Below are 21,773 nucleotides of genomic sequence, written 5' to 3'. Positions count from 1 at the left end.
GGGGTTCGGAGACGGCGCAGCGGGCGGTCCGGGCGCGGCCTTCTCCCTGGCCCTTGCGCGGGAGGGTCGGGGTTGGGGTGAAGACGCCGAAGCGTCAGGCCCCGCCTCATCGAGAACACCCGTCACCCCGGCCTCCGTGCCGGGGCCCATATTCGTGACGCAGGGCGGCCCGAGCACCATCGCCACCCCGAACACCCGTCATCCTCGCGAAGGCGAGGATCCATCAAGCCGAGCCGTCCGCTGCTTCATGGCTTCCCGCCTGCGCGGGAATGACGGGTGGCGAGGACGGTCGCAGCACATCGACCGACGCGTTCGGGGAGGCCGGCATGACGGGTGGAGACGTTCCTCCGGAGAGACGTCTCCACCCGATCCCAGCAACGCCTCAGAAGGTCAGCCGCTTCGCCTGGACGACGCCCTCGAGCGCCGCCACCCGCTCGATGACGCTGTCGGAGATCGGCTCGTCGACCTCGACCAGCGCGATCGCGTCCTCGCCCGCGGCCTTGCGGCCGAGATTGAAGGTGGCGATGTTGATGCCTTCCTGACCGAGCAGGCTCGCGAAGCGGCCGATGAAGCCGGGCTTGTCCTGGTTGGTGATGTAGAGCATGTGGGGGCCGAGCTCGGCCTCCATGTTGATGCCCTTGATCTGGATGATGCGCGGCTTGGCATCGGCGAACACCGTGCCGGCGACGGAACGCTCCTGCCGGTCGGTGATGACGGTCAGGCGGATGTAGTTCTCATAGGCCCCGCGCTGCTCGCGCCGCACCTCTTCCACCGTGACGCCGCGCTCGCGCGCCATGGCCGGAGCGGACACCATGTTGACCGTCTGCAGCAGCGGCTTCAGCACGCCGGTCAGCGCCGCGGCCGTCAGCGCGCGGACGTTCATCTCCGCGACCTCGCCCTCATATTCGAGCCGGATGGCCTTGAGGCCCGTCTCGGTCAGTTGGCCGGCGAAGGAGCCGAGCAGTTCGGCGAGCTTGACGAAGGGGGTCAGCCGCGGCGCCTCCTCGGCCGAGATCGATGGCATGTTGAGCGCGTTCACGACGGCGCCCTTCATGAGATAGTCCGCCATCTGCTCGGCGACCTGGAGGGCGACATTCTCCTGCGCCTCGGTGGTCGAGGCGCCGAGATGCGGCGTGCAGACGACGTTGGGCAGCGCGAAGAGCGGGTTCTCCGTCGCCGGCTCGACCTCGAACACGTCGATGCCGGCGCCCGCCACCTTGCCCGACTTCAGCGCCTCGACGAGGTCGGCCTCGACGACGAGACCGCCGCGGGCGCAATTGATGATGCGCACGCCGTCCTTCATCGTCGCGATCGCCGCGGCATCGACGATGCCGCGCGTCTTATCGGTGAGCGGCGTGTGCAGGGTGATGAAGTCGGCCCGGCGGAAAAGCTGGTCGAGCTCGACTTTCTCGACGCCGAGATCGATCGCCCGCTCGTCCGACAGGAAGGGATCATAGGCGACGACGCGCATCTTGAGGCCGATCGCCCGGTCGGCGACGATCGAGCCGATATTGCCGCAGCCGATCACGCCGAGCGTCTTGCCGGTGATCTCGACCCCCATGAAGCGGTTCTTCTCCCACTTGCCGGCGCGGGTCGAGGCATCGGCCTCGGGCAGCTGACGGGCGAGCGCGAACATCATCGCGATGGCGTGCTCGGCGGTGGTGATCGAATTGCCGAAGGGCGTGTTCATCACGATGATGCCCTTCGCCGTCGCGGCCGGAATGTCGACATTGTCGACGCCGATGCCGGCCCGGCCGATGACGCGGAGATTCTTCGCCGCGGCGATCACCTTCTCGGTGACCTTGGTGTTGGAGCGGATCGCCAGACCATCATATTCGCCGATGATCGCGAGGAGCTTCTCCTTGTCCTTGCCGAGATCGGGCTGATAGTCGACGTCGAGGCCGCGATCCTTGAAGATCTGGACGGCCGTCTTCGAAAGCTTGTCGGAAATGAGAACGCGGGGTGCCATGGCGGCTCACCTTCTGTCTGGCTCGTCATGGCCGGGCTCGGCCCGGCCATCCACACCTTCGTCGATGCCGATCAGGTCGTGGATGCCCGGGCCGAGCCCGGGCATGACGGTGGAATGGGTGGGAAAGAACGAGGCGGCTACGCCGCCTTCTTGAGCGCGGCCTTCTGCGCGGCGAAGGCCCAGTCGAGCCATTCGGTCAGGATCTCGAGATCCGCCGCCTCGATCGTCGCGCCGGCCCAGATCCGAAGACCCGCCGGGGCGTCGCGATAGGAGGCGATGTCATAGGCGACGCCCGCCTTGTCGAGCGCGGTGGCGATCGCCTTGGCGAAGGCGGCCTGCGCATCGGCATCGAGCGCCTTCACCGCCGGATCGACCACGACGAGGCAGACCGAGGTGTTGGAGCGCGTCTTCGGATCGACGGCGAGGAAATCGACCCAGTCGGTCTTCCCGACCCAGTCGGCGAGCACGGCGAGATTGGCGTCGGCGCGCTTCTTCAGGCCCTCGAAACCGCCGATCGACTGCGCCCAGGCGAGCGCGTCGAGATAGTCCTCGACCGCGAGCATCGAGGGCGTGTTGATCGTCTCGCCCTCGAAAATGCCGTCGATCAGCTTGCCGCCCTTCGTCATGCGGAAGATCTTCGGCAGCGGCCAGGCGGGCTTGTAGGTCTCAAGCCGCGCGACGGCGCGGGGGGAGAGGATCAACATGCCGTGCGCGGCCTCGCCGCCCAGCACCTTCTGCCAGGAGAAGGTGACGACATCGAGCCTGTCCCAGGCGAGGTCCTGCGCGAAGGCCGCCGAGGTGGCGTCGCAAATGGTGAGACCGGCACGGTCGGCGTCGATCCACTCACCGTCCGGCACACGCACGCCCGAGGTCGTGCCGTTCCAGGTGAAGACGACGTCGCGGTCGAAATCGACCTGGTTGAGATCCGGCAGCTTGCCGTAATCGGCCTTGAAGGTGCGGACGTCCTCGAGCTTCAGCTGCTTGACGACGTCGGTGACCCAGCCCTCGCCGAAGGATTCCCAGGCGAGCAGGTCGACGCCGCGGGCGCCCAGGAGCGACCAAAGCGCCATCTCGACGGCGCCGGTGTCGGAGGCGGGCACAATGCCGATCCGGTAATCGGCCGGCACGCCGAGCACCGCGCGGGTGCGCTCGATCGCGTCCTTGAGCTTCGTCTTGCCGATTTTCGCCCGGTGCGAGCGGCCGAGCGCCGCGTCCTTCAGGGCTTCGAGGCTCCAGCCCGGGCGCTTGGCGCAGGGGCCGGACGAATAGTTGGCGTTCGCCGGCCGGCGGCCGGGCATGGCGAGATTCGTCATCTGTCTACCCTCTCAGATAGGCGCCCTTCGGTGGGGAAGGGTGTCCCGCCGTCGCGTCTACGCCCGGCCGGGAGGGAAGTCAACGACGCTGCGGGAGGGATGCGCGGGCGAGGTGCGGCCCCTTCCTCAGGTGCTCAGCACGATCTTGCCGATATGGCTGCCGCCCTCCATCCGGCGATGCGCGGCGGCGGCCTCGGTGAGCGGAAAGGTCGCATCGATCACAGGCGCGACGGCGCGCGCCGCGAGGAGCGGCCAGACCTTCGCCTCGAGCGCGGCGGCGAGGCCGGCCTTGAAAGCGACCGGCCGCGGCCGGAGGGTCGAGCCCGTATGGGTGAGCCGCTTCACCATCAGGCGGGTGAAGTCGACGGTCGCGGTCGAGCCCTCGAGGAAAGCGATCTGGACGATCCGTCCATCCACCGCCGCCGCCTCGTAATTGCGGCCGACATAGGCGCCGCCGACCATGTCGAGGATCACGTCCGCCCCCTTGCCGCCGGTCTCCGCCTTCAGCCGGGCGACGAAATCCTCCGTGCGATGGTTGAAGGCGGCCGTCGCGCCGAGCGTCACGCAGGCGGCACACTTCTCCGCCGATCCGGCGGTCGCATAGACCGTGGCGCCGAAGGCGCGGGCGAGCTGGATCGCCGTCGTGCCGATGCCGGACGTGCCGCCATGGACGAGCAGCGTCTCGCCGGCCGCGAGGCCGCCGCGTTCGAAGACGTTGTGCCAGACGGTGAAGAAGGTCTCGGGCAGCGCCGCCGCCTCGACCATCGAAAAGCCGGTCGGCAGCGGCAGCGCATTGCTCTCGTGCACCACGGCATATTCGGCGTAGCCGCCGCCCGGCAGCAGCGCGCAGACCGCGTCCCCGGTCGCAAAACGGCCGGCGCCCGGGCCGTGCCCGGCGACGAGGCCGGCGATCTCGAGCCCGGGGATGTCGACGGGTGCACCCTTCGGCGGCGGGTAGCCGCCCTGCCGCTGCAGCACGTCCGGCCGGTTGACGCCGGCCGCCGCCACCCGCACCAGGATCTCGCCCTCGCCGGGCTGCGGCACGGGCCTGCGCTCGGGCACCAGCACCTCCGGACCACCGGGCTGCCGGATGACGATCGCGGTCATCGTGGAAACGCTGTCGTTCGCCGTCGGATTCATCTGCGCTTCACTCGCCTCTCAACGCTCCCTGCCGATCTTGCTAGTCTCGACGGAAGGGTCCGGCCGCCCTGTCGTCTCGCCGGCGAGCCGGGCCGAACGATCGAGGAGAAGGACAATGGGACTGTTCGACGAAGAGACGCCCGTCCGGCGGAAGGCAACCCACACGATCGGCGAGGATCTGTCCAGCCTCTCCGTCGACGAGCTCGGCGAGCGGATCGCCCTGCTCGAGGCCGAGATCGCCCGCGTCACGGCCGCCCGCGCCGCCAAGGCCGCCTCGCGCGACGCGGCCGCGGCCTTCTTCCGGCGCGAGTGAGGCCGGCCGTCAACCCTTCGTTAACCGGTTCGGCCGTTCCATGGTCGCGGTTCCGGCGTCCCGGCGAACCGCGATCGCCGGCCGGACCGGCCTCCCAGCCGACTTCGACGAGCCGCCTCGCGCGGCTCGCTTCTTGAGCGCGTTGCGGTGCACGACCGAGCGCCCGCAACCGGCCGGAGCTTGCGCGGCCGGCGGCGGGGTGATTCCATGCGGTCCGAGTCCGGACCGCGCCTCGCGGCTCCGCCGGACAGGGGATGCCCGCATGACCGACGAGGCCGCACCTCACGACACGCCGGCGCCGATCGCTTTCGGCCCGCGCTACGCCCATTCCGAGGTGTTCAAGGCGCTGTTCCGCGAAGGGATGAGCCTGGTCGAGGAGACCGCCGCCTATCTCGACAGCGACGGCCGGACCGAATCGCGCGCGCTCCCCCGAGCCGCGTCGCTTTCCTACGCCACCGAATCGATGCGGCTGACGACCCGGCTGATGCAGATCGCCTCATGGCTGCTTCTGCAACGGGCGGTGAACGAGGGCGACATGACGCTCGAGCAGGCCGGCGCCGAAAAGACCCGCGTCCGGCTGCGCGGTGGCGTGGCGTCGCGCAGCGCCGCCTTCGATGCGCTGCCGGAGCGGCTGCGCGGCCTGATCGAGCGGTCCGCCCGTCTGCAGGAGCGCGTCGAGCGCCTCGACGAGGCGATCTACCGGCCGGGTCACGACCTGCCGCCGGCGGACAATCCTGTGCTCAGCCAACTCGGCCGCCTCGCCGATGCCTTCGCTCGCCCCTGACGGCGGCGAGGCGGGCAACAAAAAAGCCCCGGCGCGGGCCGGGGCTTGTCGAAGTCCGCTCGACCCGACGGCTCAGCCGCCGAGGAAGCCCTTGAACTTGTTGTTGAAGCGCGACAGGCGGCCGCCGCGGTCGAGCAGCTTCTGCTCGCCGCCGGTCCAGGCCGGATGGGTGTTCGGATCGATGTCGAGGTTGAGCACGGCACCCTCCTTCGAATAGGTCGAGCGGGTGAAATACTCGGTGCCGTCCGTCATCACCACCTTGATGGTGTGATAGTCGGGATGGATGTCCTTCTTCATCGCGATGATCCTTCGGCCGGACGATCGCGTCCGGCGAAGCCGAGGCGCGGCGGAAGCCAGGCCGTTTCGGCGGGTGTTCGGGGAAGCGGCCCCAAGGCGGCCGCACGTTCGGGGCGACGATATAGCCCAGCGCCGATCCCCACACAAGGGCCGCCGCCGGCTTGAACTGCGGCGTCGCGGCAGGCATTTAGCGTCCCGTCAAAGGGGGTGACGGCAGGATGGCGAACGAGGACACGGAGCGGACGGGAGGACGGGCGGCGAAGCTGCGGCCGCTCGCCATGCTCGTGCCCTATCTGCTGCGCCGCAAGGCGATGCTCGCCGCCGCCGGCGTGGCCCTCCTCCTCGCCGCAGGCGCCACCCTCGCCATTCCGCTCGCGGTCCGCCGGATGATCGATCACGGCTTCTCGGCGAGCGACGCGGCGACGATCGATTCCTACTTCCTCGCGCTCTGCGGCGTCGTCGCCGTGCTCGCTGCGGCGAGCAGCGCCCGCTACTACTTCGTCACCATGATCGGCGAGCGGGTGGTCGCCGACCTGCGCGCCGAGGTGTTTTCCCACCTCACCCGGCTCGGCATCGACTTCTTCGATGCCGCGCGGTCGGGCGAACTCGTCTCGCGGCTCTCCGCCGACACCACGCAGCTGAAGGCGGCGGCGGGCTCGAACGTCTCGATCGCGCTGCGCAATCTCCTCCTCTTCGTCGGCGCGATCGGGCTGATGGTGGCGACGAGCCCGTGGCTGTCGCTCCTCGTCGTCGCCGCGCTGCCGGTCGTCGTATTGCCGCTCGTCGCCTTCGGCCGGCGGGTGCGCGGCCGGGCGCGCGCCGCGCAGGATGCGCTCGCCGAGGCGACCGCCTTCGCCACCGAGGCGATCGGCGCGGTGCGCATCGTCAAGGCCTTCACCGCGGAGAACCGTGTCGCCGCCCGCTTCCGCGACGCCGCGGAGCTGGCCTATCGTACCGCCCGCTCGACCACCGCGGCGCGGGCGCTGCTGACCGGCTTCGGCATCTTCGTCGTCTTCGCCTCGATGATCATCGTGCTCTGGTCCGGCGCGCAGGACGTGCTGTCCGGCCGGATGAGCCCCGGCACGCTCGGCCAGTTCCTCTTCTACGCCGTGCTCGCCGCCGGGGCGCTCGGCGAGCTTTCCCAAGTCTGGGGCGAGATCGCCAATGCCGCCGGTTCCGCCGAGCGCCTTTCGGAGATTCTGCGCGAAACGCCGAGCGTGCGCGCACCAGCCCAGCCGGTCGCCCTTCCGACGCGGGTCAGGGGCGCAATCGCCTTCGAGGAGGTCTCCTTCCGCTATCCGGAGGGCGAGCGCGGCGCGGCGCTCACGGACATCTCGTTCCAGGTCGCGCCGGGCGAGCGGGTCGCGATCATCGGCCCGTCCGGCGCCGGCAAGTCGACCCTCTTCAACCTGCTCCTGCGCTTCTACGACCCCTCCGCCGGCCGGGTGACGCTCGAAGGCGTGGACCTGCGCCGTCTCGACCCCGCGGCGCTGCGCGACCAGATCGCCATCGTGCCGCAGGACACCACGGTGTTTGCCGCCACCCTCGCCGAAAACCTGCGCTTCGGCCGCCCGGATGCCGATGATGCGGCGCTCGCCCGTGCCGCCCGGGCCGCCCATGCCGACGAATTCATCGCCGGCCTGCCGCAGGGCTTCGACACGCTGCTCGGCGAACGCGGCATCGCGCTCTCGGGCGGCCAGCGGCAGCGCGTCGCGATCGCCCGAGCGCTGCTGCGCGAGGCGCCCATCCTGCTTCTCGACGAGGCGACATCGGCGCTCGATTCGGAGAGCGAGGTGGCGGTGCAGGCGGCGCTCGACACGCTGATGCGCGGCCGCACCACGCTCGTCATCGCGCACCGGCTCGCGACGATCCTGAAGGCCGACCGCATCCTCGTCCTCGACGACGGCCGGCTCGTCGAGGAAGGCACGCACGAGACGCTGATCCTGAAGAACGGGCTCTATGCCCGCCTCGCCCGGCTGCAGTTCCGCGCCGACGCCGCCTGAGCGGCCGGCCGGACGCCCTCCCGCCTCAACGCTCGGTGAGCTTCAGCTCGATGCGGCGGTTGCGGGCATAGACCTCGTCCGTGTCGCCCTGTTCGAGCGGCTGGAACTCGCCGAAGCCGGCTGCGACGAGATGGACGGGCTTGACCCCGCGATCGACCAGATAGCGCACCACAGAGATGGCCCGCGCGGCCGACAGTTCCCAATTGTTGCGGAAGCGGCCGGAGCCGGACAGCGGCCGTGCGTCCGTATGACCGTCGACGCGCAGCACCCAGGCGATCTCGGCCGGGATCTGCCCCTCGAGATCGACGAGCGCCGCGGCGAGCTTGTCCATCTCGGCGCGACCGGCCTCGTTGAGGTCGTCCGAACCCGACGGGAACAGCACCTCCGACTGGAACACGAAGCGATCGCCGACGACGCGGATGTCGTCGCGATTGCCGAGAATCTCGCGCAGCCGGCCGAAGAAGTCGGAGCGATAGCGCGACAATTCCTGGACGCGCTGGGCGAGCGCGACATTGAGCCGGCGACCGAGATCGGCGATCCGTGTCTGGCTCTCGCGGTCGCGCTGTTCGGAAGCGTCGAGGGCGTCCTCGAGCGCCGCGATCTGGCGGCGCAGCGCGGCGATCTGCTGGTTGAGGATCTCGACCTGCGACAGCGCCCGCTGGCTCACCACCTTCTCGTCGTCGAGCGCCTTGGTGATGATGGCGATCTGGCCGTCGGCGGCGCCGGAGGCGGCCGTCTGGCTTTCGAGCGCCCCGCGCAGCCGGTCGCGCTCGGCCTGCGCGGCCGACAGGCTCGCCTGCAGCTGCGCCAGGTCGGCGGCGCTCTCCTGCTTCGCCGCACGCTCCATGGCGAGCAGCTCGGTCAGCTCGGCGATCTGCGTGTTGAGCCGGTTGAGCACGGCGTCCCGGCCGGAGATCTCCTGGCTCTGGAAGAATTGCAGCAGCGCGAAGATCGACAGGAGGAAGACGAAGACGAGGAGAAGGTTCGAAAGGACGTCGACGAAGGCCGGCCAGAAATCGGCGCCTCCGGCGCGGCGGCGGCCCCGGGCGAGCGCCATGGCGCTATTCCCCCGCCGAGGTCTTCAGGGCTCTTGCGAGCGTCTCGAGCAGCTTCTGCGTCTCGCGCTGCTGCTCGGCCTGCGCCTCCACCCAGCCGCGCACCACCTGCTGCTCGGACCGCATGTGCTGCACGAGGCCCTGTATGCCCTCGGCGAGATTGGCCATGGCGGTGGTGGCGCGCTGCGTCGAGCCGCCGGCGCCGGCGCTGTTTTCCTGCACGGCGAGCGCCAGACGCTCGATCGCGATGCGCAGCTCCTCGCCGCTCGTGCCGCCCTCGGCGCCGCCGGCGATCGCCGCGGGATCGAGATCGGTGACGGTGGAGAGCCAGTCTTCGAGCGCGGTGTAGAACTTGTTCTGCGCCTGGCCGGCCTGGAGATCGAGGAAGCCGAGGATCAGTGAGCCGGCGAGGCCGAAGAGCGAGGACGAGAAGGCCGTGCCCATGCCGGACAGCGGCGCCTGCAGGCCGGCCTTCAGATCCTCGAAGATGACGCCGGTATCGCCGGAGCCGACATTCAGGGTGCGGATCGCCTCGGCGACGGCGCCGACGGTCTGCAACAGGCCCCAGAACGTGCCGAGCAGGCCGAGGAAGACGAGAAGGCCCGTCAGATAGCGCGAGGTGTCGCGGTCCTCGTCGAGCCGGGCCGAGATCGAATCGAGGATCGAGCGCATCGTCTGCGTCGACACCGCGACCCGGCCGAGCCGGTCGCCGAGAATCGCCGCCATCGGCGCGAGCAGCACCGGCGCCCGATCGGGATCGGCGGGTCCCTCGGCATGCCGGAAGCCGTTCACCCAGCGCACCTCCGGATAGATGCGGACGACCTGCCGGAAGGCGAGCGCGATACCGATCGCGAGCGTCGCGAGAATCACGCTGTTGAGCGCCGGATTGGCGAGGAAGCTCTGGTAGATCTGCCGGTAGAGGATCAGCGCGACGAAGCCCGCGATGATCAGGAAGATCACCATGCGGACCAGATAGGCGGTCGGCGTCGCGAGCTTGTAGGGGTCGTAGTCACGCACCATGGATGGCCGCCGCCTGAGGCTTCATGCTTCGCACACCCTCGTGTCTAGCGTGATTTGCCGGGCGAAAGAAACCGCCAAATGGGGCGCCGGCGCGGCGGCGCCTCAACTCGCGCGGGCGGCAGCCGGCGGCGTAGCGCGCTGGAGGAGGGCGAGCAGCTGGCGCTGGATCGCCTCATTGCCGGCGACCACCTCGCCCGAGGTCAGCATGCTGTCGCCGCCCACCATATCGGTGACGAAACCGCCCGCCTCCCGCAGGATCAGAAGACCTGCGGCGATGTCCCAGGGATGCAGCCCGGTCTCCCAGAATCCGTCGAAACGGCCGGCCGCGGTCCAGGCGAGATCGAGCGCCGCGGCGCCGGCGCGGCGGACTCCCGCCACTTCCGCCATCACCGCGGCGAGGGTGCGCAGATATTTGCCGTGCTCGCCATGGCCGACGAAGGGAATGCCGGTGCCGATCAGCGCGTCGGGCAATTCGCTGCGGACCGCGACGCGCAGGCGCCGGTCGTTCATGAAGGCGCCGCCGCCCTTCTCGGCGAGGAAGAGCTCGTTCATCACCGGGTTGAACACCACACCCGCGACGATCTGCCCCTCCCGCTCGAGCGCGATCGAGATCGCGAAGATCGGGATGCCGTGCAGGAAATTGGTGGTGCCGTCGAGCGGATCGATGATCCAGCGATGGCTCTTGTCCGGCCCTTCGACCGCGCCGGTCTCCTCGCAGAGGAAGCCATAGCCCGGCCGGGCGCGCGACAATTCGGCGATGAGGGTCTGTTCCGCCTTCTTGTCGGCGGCGGAGACGAAGTCGCCCGGCCCTTTTCGCGACACCTGCAGGTTTTCGACTTCGCCGAAATCGCGCGCCAGCGTGCGGCCGGCCTTCATCGCGGCGGCAACCATCACGTTGAGGAGAGCGGAACGGGCCATCGATACGGATCCTGATCGGGCGAAAGGCGGCCTTCGGAGCACGAATGCGCCGAGGATGCAAGCGCCGCCTCCGATCGGAGCGTCAGCCGCGCCTTCCCCACCCGTATCGCATCACCGCGCGGCACGACGCCGCGCCCGAGGAATGCGGCCGGAACCAGCCCGGCCGCGCTCCGGCTCAGGCCGCCTCGCGCTCCAGCTCCGGCGTCCAGGCGCCGCCCGCGGCGAGACCGTTCATCCGGGCGCGGTGCAGGAAGGCGCGCTGGCCGGCGGCGACGTTCTCCGGCTTGCCGCCCCAGGCCTTGATGGCCGCCGCCTGCAGGGCGCGGCCGTAGGAGAAGGTGAGCGCCCAGGGCAGGGGCCCGGCGGCGTTCATCAGCGACAGGTGCTCGGTCGCCGCCTCGTCGCTCTGGCCGCCCGAGAGGAAGGCGATGCCGGGCACCGCGGTCGGCACGGTCTGCTTCAGGACGACGAGCGTCTTCTCGGCGACTTCGGCGGCGCTCGCCTGGTTCGGACAGTCCTTGCCGGCGATCACCATGTTCGGCTTCAGGATGATGCCGGTCAGATCGACCCTGGCGGCATCGAGCGCGGCGAAGACGGCGTGCAGCGTCGTGCGGGTCACGGCGGCGCAGCGGTCGATGTCGTGCGTCGCCTCTTCGCCGTCCATCAGCACTTCCGGCTCGACGATCGGCACGATGCCGGCTTCCTGACAGAGCGCGGCATAGCGGGCGAGCGCGTCGGCATTCGCGACGATCGCGTAATCGGTCGGCTTGCCCTCGCCGATCGCGATCACGCCGCGCCATTTCGCGAAGCGGGCACCGAGCGCGTAATACTCCGCGAGCCGCTCGCGCAGCCCGTCGAGCCCTTCGGTGATCGTCTCGCCCGGGTAGCCGGCGAGCGGCTTCGCGCCCGCGTCGACCTTGATGCCGGGGATCGAGCCGGCCGCCTTGATGATCTCGACGAGGGGCGTGCCGTCCCGTGCCGACTGGCGGATCGTCTCGTCATAGAGGATGACGCCCGAAATGTGCTCCCGCATCGCCGTATCGGCGCGGAACAACATCTCGCGGTAGTCGCGCCGGCTGTCGGCGGTCGAGGCGAGGCCGATCGTGTCGAAGCGCTTCTTGATCGTGCCCGAGCTCTCGTCCGCGGCGAGGATGCCCTTGCCCCGCGCGACCATGCGGCGCGCGATGTCCTGAAGGGTCTCGGTCATGGCGTCTCGGCTCCTCTCGGCTGTACCGTGGCTGCTGCAATGCAGCGCAAGCAGCGGCCGAACACAACACCCTCAAACCGATTAAGTGCCTGCCTTGACTTTATTTTTCCGTCCGAATTTTGGTTCGGACGGAGCCGCGGCGAAAGGCGCGCCGTCTAGGTGCTCTTCTTCAGCACCTCGACCCCCGGCAGCGCCTTGCCTTCCAGCCATTCGAGGAAGGCGCCGCCCGCCGTCGAGATGTAGCTGAAGTCGTCGGCCGCGCCGGCCTGGTTGAGAGCCGCCACCGTGTCGCCGCCGCCGGCGACCGAGAGCAGCTTGCCGGCCTTCGTCCGCTCGGCCGCATGGCGGGCCGCGGCGACCGTCGCCCGGTCGAAGGGGGTGAGTTCGAACGCGCCGAGCGGGCCGTTCCAGACGAGCGTCGCGGCATCGTCGATCGCGGCGCGGACGCGGTCGATCGACAGTTCGCCGGCATCGAGGATCATGCCGTCCTCCGGGACGGCCTCGACGCCATAGGTGCGATGCGGCGCATTCGCCTCGAAATGCCAGGCGACGACCGCGTCGACCGGCAGGATGACGGCGCAGCCGGCGCGCTCCGCAGCGGCGAGGATGCGGCGGGCGGTGTCGGCGAGATCCTTCTCGCAGAGCGACTTGCCGACATTGTAGCCCTGCGCGTGCAGAAAGGTGTTGGCCATGCCGCCGCCGATGACGAGAGCCTGGACCTTGGTGACGAGGTTTTCGAGGAGGTCGATCTTCGAGGACACCTTGGCGCCGCCGACGACCGCGATCACCGGCCGCTTCGGGCTGCCGAGCGCCTTGTCGAGCGCCTCGAGCTCGGCCTGCATCGAGCGGCCGGCATAGGAGGGCAGATGGTGGGCGAGGCCTTCGGTCGAGGCGTGCGCGCGATGCGCGGCGGAGAAGGCGTCGTCGACATAGACATCGCCGAGCTCGGCGAGCTGCGCGGCGAAGATCGGATCGTTCTTCTCCTCGCCCTTGTGGAAGCGGGTGTTCTCGAGCAGCAGCACGTCGCCCGGCGCCATCTTGGCGATCGCGTCGGCGGCGTCGTGGCCGATGCAGTCATTGGCGAAGGCGACCCGCTTGCCGAGCAGCGTCTCGAGCGCCGGAACGACGGGCGCGAGCGACATCTCCTTGACGCGCTCGCCCTTCGGCCGGCCGAAATGGGCGAGCAGGATCGCCTTGCCGTCCTTCTCGACGATCTCGCGGATGGTCGGCAGCACCGCCCGGATGCGGGTGTCGTCGGTGACGACGCCGTCCTTCACCGGCACGTTCAGATCGACGCGGACAAGCACCCGCTTGCCCTTGAGGTCGGCGGTGTCGAGGGTCTTGAAGGTCATGGCACGGTCCGTGTCAGAGCGAAGACGATCGCCGACCCGGCACCCCAGGTCGCGATCACAGCAATGATGAGCATCCACCAGGTCGGAAGCGTGCGGAGATGCCCCCGCATCTCGGCGATCTCCGCCTTCAACCCGGCGTAATCGGCGGCCTTTGGTGCCTGACGAAGCTCGGCCTTGATCTCGGCGAGCGAAAGCTCCGCCGAGCGCATGATATTCTCCATGCGCCCCACCGCGTCTTCCAGTCGAGCGACCCGTTCCTCAAGCATGGGATTCCCCGGTCCACCACCATCCGGCGGCTGTCGTTCTCCGGGGAACTCTACAACGTTACTCATGGGCGATCACCTCGCCATAGAGCGAAGCGTCCGCACCCTCGAGCGTCGCCTCGGCGAACTGTTCGAGATGACCGCAGGTGATGCACACCAGCGTGACGAGTGGCTGGCTGATCTTGGTGTCGATCGCCGCGAAGGGTTGTCCCTCGCGGCGAAGCCACGTGCGCAGTCCGGCGTCCGGCTGCTCCAGAATGGCGAACTCCCGGCCGCCGCAGGCGCCGCAGGCGAGACCCGGCGCCCGCTCGACGACGAGCCGCGCCAGTCGTCGGGCGCCCTCCTCGTCGGTTCCGCGGATGCGCAGGTCGCCCACCGCGTCCTCGCCTCAGATCGTCGCGGCGAAAGCGACGGCGGTGTCGCTCATCCGGTTCGAGAAGCCCCATTCATTGTCGTACCAGGTCAGGATGCGCACGAAGGTCCCTTCGAGCACCTTGGTCTGGTCGATCGCGAAAATCGAGGAATGGGCGTCGTGGTTGAAGTCGCGCGAGACGAGCGGCTCCTCGGTGTAGCCGAGAATCCCCTTCAGCGGGCCTTCGCTCGCTGCGGCCTTGATCGCGGCGTTGACCTCGTCCTTCGAGGTGGCGCGCTTCGCCACGAACTTGAAGTCCACGACCGAGACGTTCGGCGTCGGCACGCGGATGGAGGTGCCGTCGAGCTTGCCCTTCAGTTCCGGCAGGACGAGGCCGACCGCCTTCGCCGCACCCGTCGAGGTCGGGATCATCGACAGCGCCGCGGCGCGGGCGCGGTAGAGATCCTTGTGCATCTGGTCGAGGGAGGGCTGATCGTTGGTGTAGGAGTGGATCGTCGTCATGAAGCCGTGATCGATGCCGATCGCATCGTTGAGCACCTTCACGACCGGCACGAGGCAGTTCGTCGTGCAGGAGGCGTTCGAGATGACGAGATGGTCCTTCGACAGCTTGTCGTGGTTGACGCCGTAGACGACCGTCAGGTCGGCGCCGTCCGACGGCGCCGAGACGAGCACGCGCTTGGCACCCGCGGTCAGATGCGCCGCCGCCTTGTCGCGCGCGGTGAAGATGCCGGTGCATTCGAGCGCGATGTCGACGCCCATCGCGCCGTGCGGCAGGGTGGCGGGATCCTTGATCGCGGTGACCTTGATCGGCGCGCCGCCATTGATGGAGATCGCGTCGCCCTCGACCTTCACTTCGGCCGGGAACTTGCCGTGGATCGAATCGTAGCGCAGCAGGTGGGCATTGGTCTCGACCGGGCCGAGATCGTTGATCGCCACCACCTCGATGTCGGTCCGGCCGGACTCGACGATCGCACGCAGGACGTTGCGCCCGATACGGCCGAAGCCGTTGATTGCGACCTTCACAGCCATCTTGCCATCTCCTTCGCGGGCGCCGATGCGCCTCGAATGCGGCCGGAACGCCGGCCTCGAAATCCTACCGGTTGGCCTTCAGCCGGGTGAGCGCGGCGTCCGCCGCCGCCTCGGCGGTGATGCCGAAATGCTTGTAGAGGGCCTCGGCCGGCGCGCTGGCGCCGAAGCTCTTCATGCCGATGAAGACACCGTCCTCGCCGATCAGCCGCTCCCAGCCGAATCCGACCGCCGCCTCGATCGCCACGCGGACCTTCGAGCCCTCGAGGATCGAGGCGCGATAGGCCTCGTCCTGCTCGAAGAACAGCTCGAAGGACGGCACCGAGACGACACGGGCGGAATAGCCCTCCGCCTCGACGAGCGCCTTCGCGGCGATCGCGATCTCGATCTCCGAGCCGGTAGCGAACAGCGTCACCTCCGCCTCGGCCGGGCCGGCGAGCACATAGGCGCCCCTCGCCGAAAGGTTCTCGGCGACATGCTCGGTGCGCACCGCCGGCAGATTCTGCCGCGACAGGGCGAGGATCGACGGCCGGTGCGGGCTCTCGAGCGCGATCTGCCAGCATTCGAGCGTCTCGACCGAATCGGCCGGCCGCATCACGAGGAGGTTCGGCATCGCCCGCAGCGCGGCGAGATGCTCGACCGGCTGATGGGTCGGTCCGTCTTCGCCGAGGCCGATCGAATCGTGCGTCATCACGTAGATGACGCGGTTGTGCATCAGCGCGGAGAGGCGGATCGCCGGACGGGCATAGTCCGTGAAGGTCATGAACGTGCCGCCATAGGGGATCAGCCCGCCATGCTGGGTAATCCCGTTCATCGCCGCCGACATGCCGAACTCGCGGATGCCGTAGCGGATGTAGCGGCCCGAATAGTCGCCCGGGACGACGTCCTTCTGCGCCTTGGTCTTCGTATTGTTGGAGGGCGTCAGGTCGGCCGAGCCGCCGGCGAGCTCGGGCACCACCTTGGTCAGCACCTCGAGCGCGTTCTCGGAGGCCTTGCGGGTCGCGACCTTCGGCTTCGCCTCGGCGAGCGCCTGCTTCGCCGCGACGACGGCCGCATCGAGCCCCTCCGGCAGCGCGCCGCTCATCCGGCGCTCGAACTCGGCGCGCTTCTCGGCGGGAAGAGCGGCGAGCCGCTCCTGCCAGGCCTGCCGCGCCGCGACGCTGCGCGCCTGCGGGGCACGCCAGGCGGCGTAGACGTCGTCCGGGATCTCGAACGGCGGATAGGCCCAGCCGAGCCGTTCGCGGGCACCGGCGATCTCCTGATCGCCGAGCGGCGAGCCGTGCGCGGAATGGCTGTCGGCCTTGGTCGGCGCGCCATAGCCGATCACCGTCTTGCACGCGATCATCGACGGCCGGTCGGAGGCGCGCGCCCGCTCGATCGCCGCGGCGACCGCCTCGGGGTCGAGCCCGTCGACCCGCTCGGCGTGCCATCCCGATGCCTGGAACCGCGCCACCTGGTCGACCGAAGTCGACAGATCGGTATGGCCGTCGATGGTGATGCCGTTGTCGTCGAAGAGAACGATCAGCTTCGCGAGCCTGAGATGCCCGGCGAGGTCGATCGCCTCGTGGCTGACGCCTTCCATCAGGCAACCGTCACCGGCGATGACATAGGTGTAATGGTCGACGATCTCCTCGCCGAACTCGGCGGCGAGCATGCGCTCGGCGAGCGCGAAGCCGACCGACATGGCGAGGCCCTGGCCGAGCGGGCCGGTGGTCGTCTCGACGCCCTTCGTCAGGAAGTTCTCCGGATGGCCCGGCGTCTTCGAATCGAGCTGGCGGAACGCCTTCAACTGCTCGATCGGCAGCTCTTCCGAGCCGAGCAGATGCAGGACCGAGTAGAGCAGCATCGAGCCGTGGCCGGCCGACAGGATGAAGCGGTCGCGGTCGGCCCAGCGGGGCTCGGCGACATCGTATTTCATGAAGCGGGTGAACAGCACCGTGGCGACGTCGGCCATGCCCATCGGCATGCCGGGATGGCCGGAATTCGCCTTCTGCACCGCGTCCATGGCGAGCGCACGGATGGCGTTGGCCATGCGGTGGTGGTCGAGAGGTTCTGTCATCGCGGCCCTTCCGAAGCCGGAGCCGCCCGCCATCCGAGGGGCCGCGACCGGCTCTGTTGATGTTCCGGTTTCTCCCGCCGCCCGGTTGGCGGAAAAGGCAGGCGACCTTTATCAGGTCGCCTGCCCCTGTCAATTCGGAGCCCGCCCGAACGCGCCGGTTGCGGCCCCCGGCCCGGCATTGACGGGCTCTCGGCCGGCCGCCTAATGTCGCCCTCGCGCCCCGCGGGACGAGTCCCGCCCGGCGGACCCGTTTGGCGCATGGCGAGAGGGAGGCATGACGTCGCCGATCGACAATGCGCTCCGCCGGCTCACCGGCGCCCTCGACCTGCTCGAGGCGGCCGTCGAGAGCCGCATCGATGCCGGCCGCAAGATCGATGAGCTGGAGAGCGAGCTGCAGAAGCTCGGGCTCGACCGTTCGCGTCTCGCCCAGGCGGTCGATTCGGCCGAAGCCCGCTCGGTCCGCCTCGAAGACGCCAACAAGGACGTGTCGCGCCGGCTCGTCACGGCGATGGAGACGATCCGCGGCGTGATCGAGAAGCACGAGGGCTGAGGAGAGCCGCCGATGGCCCAGGTGAGCGTCACCATCAACGGCAAGATCTACCGCATGGCCTGCGACGACGGCCAGGAACACCATCTCGAGGCGCTCGCCCGGCGCGTCGACGGCACGATCGACCAGCTCCGTCAGGCCTTCGGCGAAATCGGCGACCAGCGGCTCACCGTGATGGCGGCGATCACGCTGAGCGACGAGCTCGCCGAGGCGCAGCGGCGCATCCGCCGGCTGGAGACCGAGATCGCCGGCGTCAACGACACCAAGGTGGCCATCGCCACCCGCTATGAGGACGCCGAGACGGCGGTCGCGCGGGCCGTCGACAGTGCCGCGCAGCGCCTCGAGGGTCTCGCCCAGCGGCTGTCGCTCGCCGTGCCGCGGGCGCTCGACTGAAGGCGGGGGACGAACGCCTTCGCCTCTCGCCATCGCCGCGCCGGTCCCCTATATTCGTTCCCGGCGAGGCTGCGCGGTGCGACAGGACATCACTATCCCCGGGGCCTTATCGATCCGAACGGGAGCTGTTCCTGACCGAGCCCGTGGGCTCGGGCAAACGGCGCCCACCTACGCTGTAGGTTCCCGGGATCGATCGCTCCATCGGCCGAGGTGGCTTCGCCAACCCCTCTCTCCCGCTCCGCGATGACGGCGGTCGCCGCGACGCCCGCCGCGCGGAAGCAGGCCTTGCGCATCGCCGCGCTCGGCCGGCGCGACCGGCTCGATGCCGGCCATCGCGCTGCCGCCGCCGCCGCCGTGGTGCGGCACGCGCTCGCACTCGCCCCGCTCGCCGGGGCAGCGACCGTCTCCGCCTATCACCCGATCCGCAGCGAACTCGATCCCGGACCGCTCGTCGCTGCACTGCGGGCGGGCGGCGCGTCGATCGCCCTGCCCGTGCTCGTCGATGCCGAGACGATGCGGTTCCGCCTGTGGGACGAGGGCGAGCGGCTGGTGCCGGCCGGCTTCGGCACGCTCGGCCCTCCGGCGGGCGCCGCCGAGGCGCGACCGGATGCGCTCCTCGTGCCGCTCGCCGCCTTCGACGGGAGCGGCTTCCGCATCGGCTATGGCAAGGGCCATTACGACCGGGCGATCGCCGCCTTCCACGCCGCGGCGCATCGGCCCTTCCTGGTCGGCCTTGCCTTCGCGGCGCAGGCGGTCGACAAGATTCCGGCCGAGCCGCACGACATCCCGCTCGACGCGATCGTCACCGAGGATGGCGTGATCGTGCCGGCGGGTTCGGGACGAATGACGGAGGCGTGATCCCTTGCGACTGCTCTTTCTCGGCGACATGGTCGGCCGCGCCGGTCGCAATGTCGTGGTCGAGCGCCTGCCCGGCCTCGTCGAGCGCTGGCGGCTCGATTTCGTCGTCGTCAACGGCGAGAACGCGGCCGGCGGCTTCGGCATAACCGAGGAGATCGTGCAGCAGACGCTCGACGCCGGCGCCGACGTGATCACCACCGGCAACCACGCCTTCGACCAGAAGGAGGCGCTCGTCTTCGCGGCCCGGCAGGACCGTTTCCTGCGCCCCGTCAATTATCCGCCTGGTACGCCCGGCCGCGGCGCCTTTCTCTACCCCGCCCGCAACGGCGCCCGCGTCCTCGTCGTCAACGCGATGGGCCGGGTGTTCATGGACCAGCTCGACGATCCCTTCGCGGCGATCGACCGGGAGCTCGCCGCCTGCCCCCTCGGCGAACAGGCGGACGCGGTGCTGATCGATTTCCACGCCGAGGCGACGAGCGAGAAACAGGCCTTCGCCGCCTATGTCGACGGCCGGGCCACGGTGGTCGTCGGCACGCACACCCACGTGCCGACCTCCGATCACCGCATCCTGCCGGGTGGCACCGCCTATCAGTCCGATGCCGGCATGTGCGGCGACTACGAATCCGTGCTCGGCATGGAGAAGGACGAGCCGATCCGCCGCTTCGTCACCAAGATCCCCTCCGCCCGCTTCGCCCCGGCGATGGGCCCGCCGACGCTGTGCGGCCTCGCGGTCGATGTCGACGAGAGGACCGGCCTCGCTGTGATGGTCGCGCCGGTGCGGCTCGGCGGCGTGCTCTCTGAAAGCTGGCCGCAGGCCTGGGAGCCCGCCTGAGGCGCGCCCCTCCCCTTCCCGCCGTCCTCCTTTCGCCATAAGGCTGTGCGCCCGATCGCGCCCGAGAACAGCCATGGCCAAAACCGCACCGACCCCTTTCGGACGCCTCGTCCTCGTCACGCCGCCGCGCGCGGACCTCGACGCCTTCCTGCCGGCGCTCGATGCCGCGCTCGGCGCCGGCGATGTCGCATCGCTCATCGTCGCGCCCGATCTCGCCGCCCCGGCCGACCTGCAGGCCGCGGCGGCCCGCATCGTGCCGATCGCGCAGCGGCACGGCGCCGCGGTGATCCTGCCGGACGATACCCGCCTCGTCGGCCGCACGGGGGCGGACGGCGTGCAGATCGGCAGCGGCCTCGCCGACCTGAAGCTCGCGATCGAATCGCTGCGGCCGGAGCGGATCGTCGGCGCGGCCGGCATCACCACGCGTCATCAGGCGATGGAGATCGGCGAGGCGGATCCCGACTATCTCTTCTTCGGCCGGCTCGACGGGGACACCGGCCCGGCGATCCACCCGAAGAGCTTCGATCTCGCCGCGTGGTGGTCGGCGCTCTTCGAAATCCCGGCGATCGTGATGGGCGGTGCGACCATCGGATCGGTCGCCGAGGCGGTCGAGGCGCGGATCGAATTCGTGGCGCTGCGCCGCGCCGTCTGGGAGCACGCCGAAGGTCCCGCCGCGGCGGTCGCCGAGGCGATCCGGACGATCGCCGCGCATCAGCCCGAGACTGCGGGATGAGGCGCGCCGCCGCCCTCTGCCTCGCCGCTGTGACGGCGACGCTGCCGGTATCCGCCGGTGCGCAGGCCTTCGATGAAGGCACGGCGGTCGGCGAGACCCATATCCCGATCGCCACCGATCCGCCCGCTCCTCCGTCCGCGCCCGCTGCGCCGGCAGCCGCAGTCGCGCCGGCAGCGCCCGCCGGCGCGCCCCGGGCCGAACCGGCGCCGGTGTCGACCATCCCCGTGCCGGCCCCGGCAGCGCCCGCGGTGCCGAGGGAAAGTTCCCGCTCCGCCGCCTCTTCGGCCGGAGCGGCGTCCGCCCCGCCCGGATCCGGCACACCGCCTGCGCCCGTCTTCCAGCCTGCCGAACGCCCGACGGTGCCGCCGCCGACCGCCGGCAGGCTGCCCGATGCCGAAGCCTTCGCGGCCGCGGCAGCGGCGCTCGCCGGGGCCGAACCGGACCTCGCCTTCGGCGCCTATCAGCGCGGCTATTATCTCACCGCCTTCCAGCTCGCGCTCGGCCGGGCGCAGCAGGGCGATCCCGCGGCGCAGACGCTCCTCGGCCTGCTCTATGAACAAGGGCTCGGCGTGAAGCGGAACAACGAGGCTGCCGCGTCCTGGTATGCGCAGGCGGCCCGGCAGGGCGACCCCGCCGCCCAGCTCGCCATGGGCCTCCTCTATCTCGACGGCCGCGGCGTGCCGAAGGACCGCGAGAAGGCGGCCCGTGCCTTCGAGCTCGCCGCCAAGCAGAACCGGCCGGAAGCGCTCTACAATCTCGCTTTGCTCCATCTCGAAGGGCAGATCCGGCCGCACGATATGGCGAAGGTCGTCGATCTCCTGACCCGCGCCGCCGATCTCGGCAACGCCGAGGCGGACTATGCGCTCGCCCAGCTCTCGATGAACGGCAATGGCGTGCCGCAGGACCAGGCCGCCGCGACCGAACGGCTCGCCCGCGCGGCGAAGGCCGGCCATGTGCCGGCGATGGTCGAATATGCGATCCGGCTCTTCAACGGCAAGGGAACCGCGGCCGATCCGGAGGCCGCGGCCGGCTGGTTCCGGCGGGCCGCGCGGGCCGGCAATCCGGTCGCGCAGAACCGTTATGCACGGCTCCTCGCCGCCGGCCGCGGCGTGCCGGCCGATCCGGTCGAGGCCGCGAAATGGCACATGCTCGCGGTCCGCGCCGGCGCGCCCGACGCCTGGCTCGACCAGTTCGTCGCCGGCCTGCCGCAGAACGAGCGGGACAAGGCGAACCTTGCCGCCGAGCGCTGGCCGGCCGGGGGCTGAGCCTTCCCTTCGCCGGGGCGCTTGCCTATAAGCGGGCGACAGATCCGAGACGG

22 protein-coding genes and 1 other RNA gene are annotated in these 21,773 nt (G+C 70.0%); 10 read left to right on the top strand and 13 right to left on the bottom strand.

Features of this window, described 5'->3' with window-relative positions; all coding sequences use genetic code 11:
- Nucleotides 1-382: 382 nt before the first annotated feature.
- From serA to GGQ63_RS08380, 3 genes are all read right to left on the bottom strand, one after another.
- On the bottom strand, nucleotides 383-1,969 hold the full coding sequence (gene serA, locus GGQ63_RS08390; protein WP_183854621.1) for a phosphoglycerate dehydrogenase: 1,587 nt from the start codon (nucleotides 1,967-1,969) through the stop codon (nucleotides 383-385).
- A 137-nt stretch (nucleotides 1,970-2,106) separates the two neighbouring features.
- Nucleotides 2,107-3,282: a phosphoserine transaminase gene (locus tag GGQ63_RS08385; RefSeq protein WP_183854619.1), complete on the bottom strand. Its 1,176-nt coding sequence runs from the start codon at nucleotides 3,280-3,282 to the stop codon at nucleotides 2,107-2,109.
- A 126-nt stretch (nucleotides 3,283-3,408) separates the two neighbouring features.
- Nucleotides 3,409-4,422 carry an NAD(P)H-quinone oxidoreductase gene (locus GGQ63_RS08380; protein WP_246429687.1) on the bottom strand — a complete coding sequence of 338 codons (1,014 nt, stop codon included), beginning with the start codon at nucleotides 4,420-4,422 and terminating at the stop codon, nucleotides 3,409-3,411.
- A 115-nt stretch (nucleotides 4,423-4,537) separates the two neighbouring features.
- On the opposite strand from GGQ63_RS08380, the gene GGQ63_RS08375 reads away from it, so the two are divergent.
- Nucleotides 4,538-4,735 (top strand): DUF1192 domain-containing protein, encoded by a 198-nt coding sequence (locus tag GGQ63_RS08375; protein ID WP_183854617.1) that lies wholly within the window; start codon nucleotides 4,538-4,540, stop codon nucleotides 4,733-4,735.
- 262 nt (nucleotides 4,736-4,997) lie between these two features.
- Nucleotides 4,998-5,519, top strand: coding sequence for a protease adaptor protein RcdA (gene rcdA / locus GGQ63_RS08370; protein WP_183854615.1), 522 nt, complete (start codon nucleotides 4,998-5,000; stop codon nucleotides 5,517-5,519).
- 72 nt (nucleotides 5,520-5,591) lie between these two features.
- On the opposite strand, the gene rpmE is transcribed toward rcdA, so the two are convergent.
- A complete protein-coding gene (gene rpmE / locus GGQ63_RS08365; protein WP_183854613.1) occupies nucleotides 5,592-5,816 on the bottom strand; it encodes a 50S ribosomal protein L31 in 225 nt (74 codons plus the stop codon).
- Nucleotides 5,817-6,034: 218 nt separating this feature from the next.
- Between rpmE and GGQ63_RS08360 the strand changes: the two genes are divergently transcribed.
- Entirely contained in the window at nucleotides 6,035-7,819 is a 1,785-nt protein-coding gene (locus tag GGQ63_RS08360) for an ABC transporter transmembrane domain-containing protein (protein WP_183854611.1), read from the top strand.
- Between the two features lie 25 nt (nucleotides 7,820-7,844).
- Here the strand turns inward: GGQ63_RS08360 and GGQ63_RS08355 are convergent, their stop codons facing one another.
- From GGQ63_RS08355 to tkt, 9 genes are all read right to left on the bottom strand, one after another.
- Nucleotides 7,845-8,876: a peptidoglycan -binding protein gene (locus GGQ63_RS08355; protein WP_183854609.1), complete on the bottom strand. Its 1,032-nt coding sequence runs from the start codon at nucleotides 8,874-8,876 to the stop codon at nucleotides 7,845-7,847.
- Between the two features lie 4 nt (nucleotides 8,877-8,880).
- Nucleotides 8,881-9,894, bottom strand: coding sequence for a flagellar motor protein MotA (locus tag GGQ63_RS08350; protein ID WP_183854607.1), 1,014 nt, complete (start codon nucleotides 9,892-9,894; stop codon nucleotides 8,881-8,883).
- Between the two features lie 102 nt (nucleotides 9,895-9,996).
- A complete protein-coding gene (locus GGQ63_RS08345) occupies nucleotides 9,997-10,812 on the bottom strand; it encodes an inositol monophosphatase family protein (protein ID WP_183854605.1) in 816 nt (271 codons plus the stop codon).
- A 175-nt stretch (nucleotides 10,813-10,987) separates the two neighbouring features.
- Nucleotides 10,988-12,019: a class I fructose-bisphosphate aldolase gene (locus GGQ63_RS08340; protein WP_183854603.1), complete on the bottom strand. Its 1,032-nt coding sequence runs from the start codon at nucleotides 12,017-12,019 to the stop codon at nucleotides 10,988-10,990.
- Between the two features lie 155 nt (nucleotides 12,020-12,174).
- Nucleotides 12,175-13,371, bottom strand: a complete 1,197-nt coding sequence (locus GGQ63_RS08335; RefSeq protein WP_183854601.1) for a phosphoglycerate kinase — start codon at nucleotides 13,369-13,371, stop codon at nucleotides 12,175-12,177.
- Nucleotides 13,368-13,637, bottom strand: a complete 270-nt coding sequence (locus GGQ63_RS08330; RefSeq protein ID WP_183854599.1) for a hypothetical protein — start codon at nucleotides 13,635-13,637, stop codon at nucleotides 13,368-13,370. The genes GGQ63_RS08335 and GGQ63_RS08330 overlap by 4 nt, the downstream gene beginning before the upstream one ends.
- A 58-nt stretch (nucleotides 13,638-13,695) precedes the next feature.
- Nucleotides 13,696-14,010: a hypothetical protein gene (locus GGQ63_RS08325; protein WP_183854597.1), complete on the bottom strand. Its 315-nt coding sequence runs from the start codon at nucleotides 14,008-14,010 to the stop codon at nucleotides 13,696-13,698.
- A gap of 12 nt (nucleotides 14,011-14,022) precedes the next feature.
- Complete coding sequence (gene gap / locus GGQ63_RS08320) at nucleotides 14,023-15,036, bottom strand: type I glyceraldehyde-3-phosphate dehydrogenase (RefSeq protein WP_183854595.1); 1,014 nt, start codon at nucleotides 15,034-15,036, stop codon at nucleotides 14,023-14,025.
- A gap of 64 nt (nucleotides 15,037-15,100) precedes the next feature.
- Nucleotides 15,101-17,092, bottom strand: a complete 1,992-nt coding sequence (gene tkt / locus GGQ63_RS08315) for a transketolase (RefSeq protein ID WP_183854593.1) — start codon at nucleotides 17,090-17,092, stop codon at nucleotides 15,101-15,103.
- Between the two features lie 274 nt (nucleotides 17,093-17,366).
- Between tkt and GGQ63_RS08310 the strand changes: the two genes are divergently transcribed.
- The 7 genes from GGQ63_RS08310 (at nucleotide 17,367) to GGQ63_RS08280 (ending at nucleotide 21,720) form a co-directional block, all read left to right on the top strand.
- Nucleotides 17,367-17,642 carry a DUF4164 domain-containing protein gene (locus tag GGQ63_RS08310; protein ID WP_183854591.1) on the top strand — a complete coding sequence of 92 codons (276 nt, stop codon included), beginning with the start codon at nucleotides 17,367-17,369 and terminating at the stop codon, nucleotides 17,640-17,642.
- A gap of 12 nt (nucleotides 17,643-17,654) precedes the next feature.
- The gene (locus GGQ63_RS08305) at nucleotides 17,655-18,032 is read left to right on the top strand and encodes a cell division protein ZapA (protein ID WP_183854589.1); all 378 of its coding nucleotides are present in this window, start codon (nucleotides 17,655-17,657) and stop codon (nucleotides 18,030-18,032) included.
- 63 nt (nucleotides 18,033-18,095) lie between these two features.
- Nucleotides 18,096-18,253, top strand: a non-coding RNA gene (ssrS, locus tag GGQ63_RS08300) — 6S RNA.
- A gap of 22 nt (nucleotides 18,254-18,275) precedes the next feature.
- Nucleotides 18,276-18,890, top strand: a complete 615-nt coding sequence (locus tag GGQ63_RS08295; protein ID WP_183854587.1) for a 5-formyltetrahydrofolate cyclo-ligase — start codon at nucleotides 18,276-18,278, stop codon at nucleotides 18,888-18,890.
- Nucleotides 18,891-18,894: 4 nt separating this feature from the next.
- Nucleotides 18,895-19,722, top strand: coding sequence for a TIGR00282 family metallophosphoesterase (locus tag GGQ63_RS08290; RefSeq protein WP_183854585.1), 828 nt, complete (start codon nucleotides 18,895-18,897; stop codon nucleotides 19,720-19,722).
- Between the two features lie 73 nt (nucleotides 19,723-19,795).
- Nucleotides 19,796-20,455 carry a thiamine phosphate synthase gene (locus tag GGQ63_RS08285; protein WP_183854582.1) on the top strand — a complete coding sequence of 220 codons (660 nt, stop codon included), beginning with the start codon at nucleotides 19,796-19,798 and terminating at the stop codon, nucleotides 20,453-20,455.
- Nucleotides 20,452-21,720: a tetratricopeptide repeat protein gene (locus GGQ63_RS08280; protein WP_183854580.1), complete on the top strand. Its 1,269-nt coding sequence runs from the start codon at nucleotides 20,452-20,454 to the stop codon at nucleotides 21,718-21,720. The genes GGQ63_RS08285 and GGQ63_RS08280 overlap by 4 nt, the downstream gene beginning before the upstream one ends.
- Nucleotides 21,721-21,773 lie beyond the last annotated feature (53 nt).

The sequence above is a fragment of the Prosthecomicrobium pneumaticum genome, from assembly GCF_014199915.1.
GTDB classification, from domain to species: Bacteria; Pseudomonadota; Alphaproteobacteria; order Rhizobiales; family Kaistiaceae; genus Prosthecomicrobium; species Prosthecomicrobium pneumaticum.
This window is presented reverse-complemented; position numbering and strand designations above follow the sequence as displayed.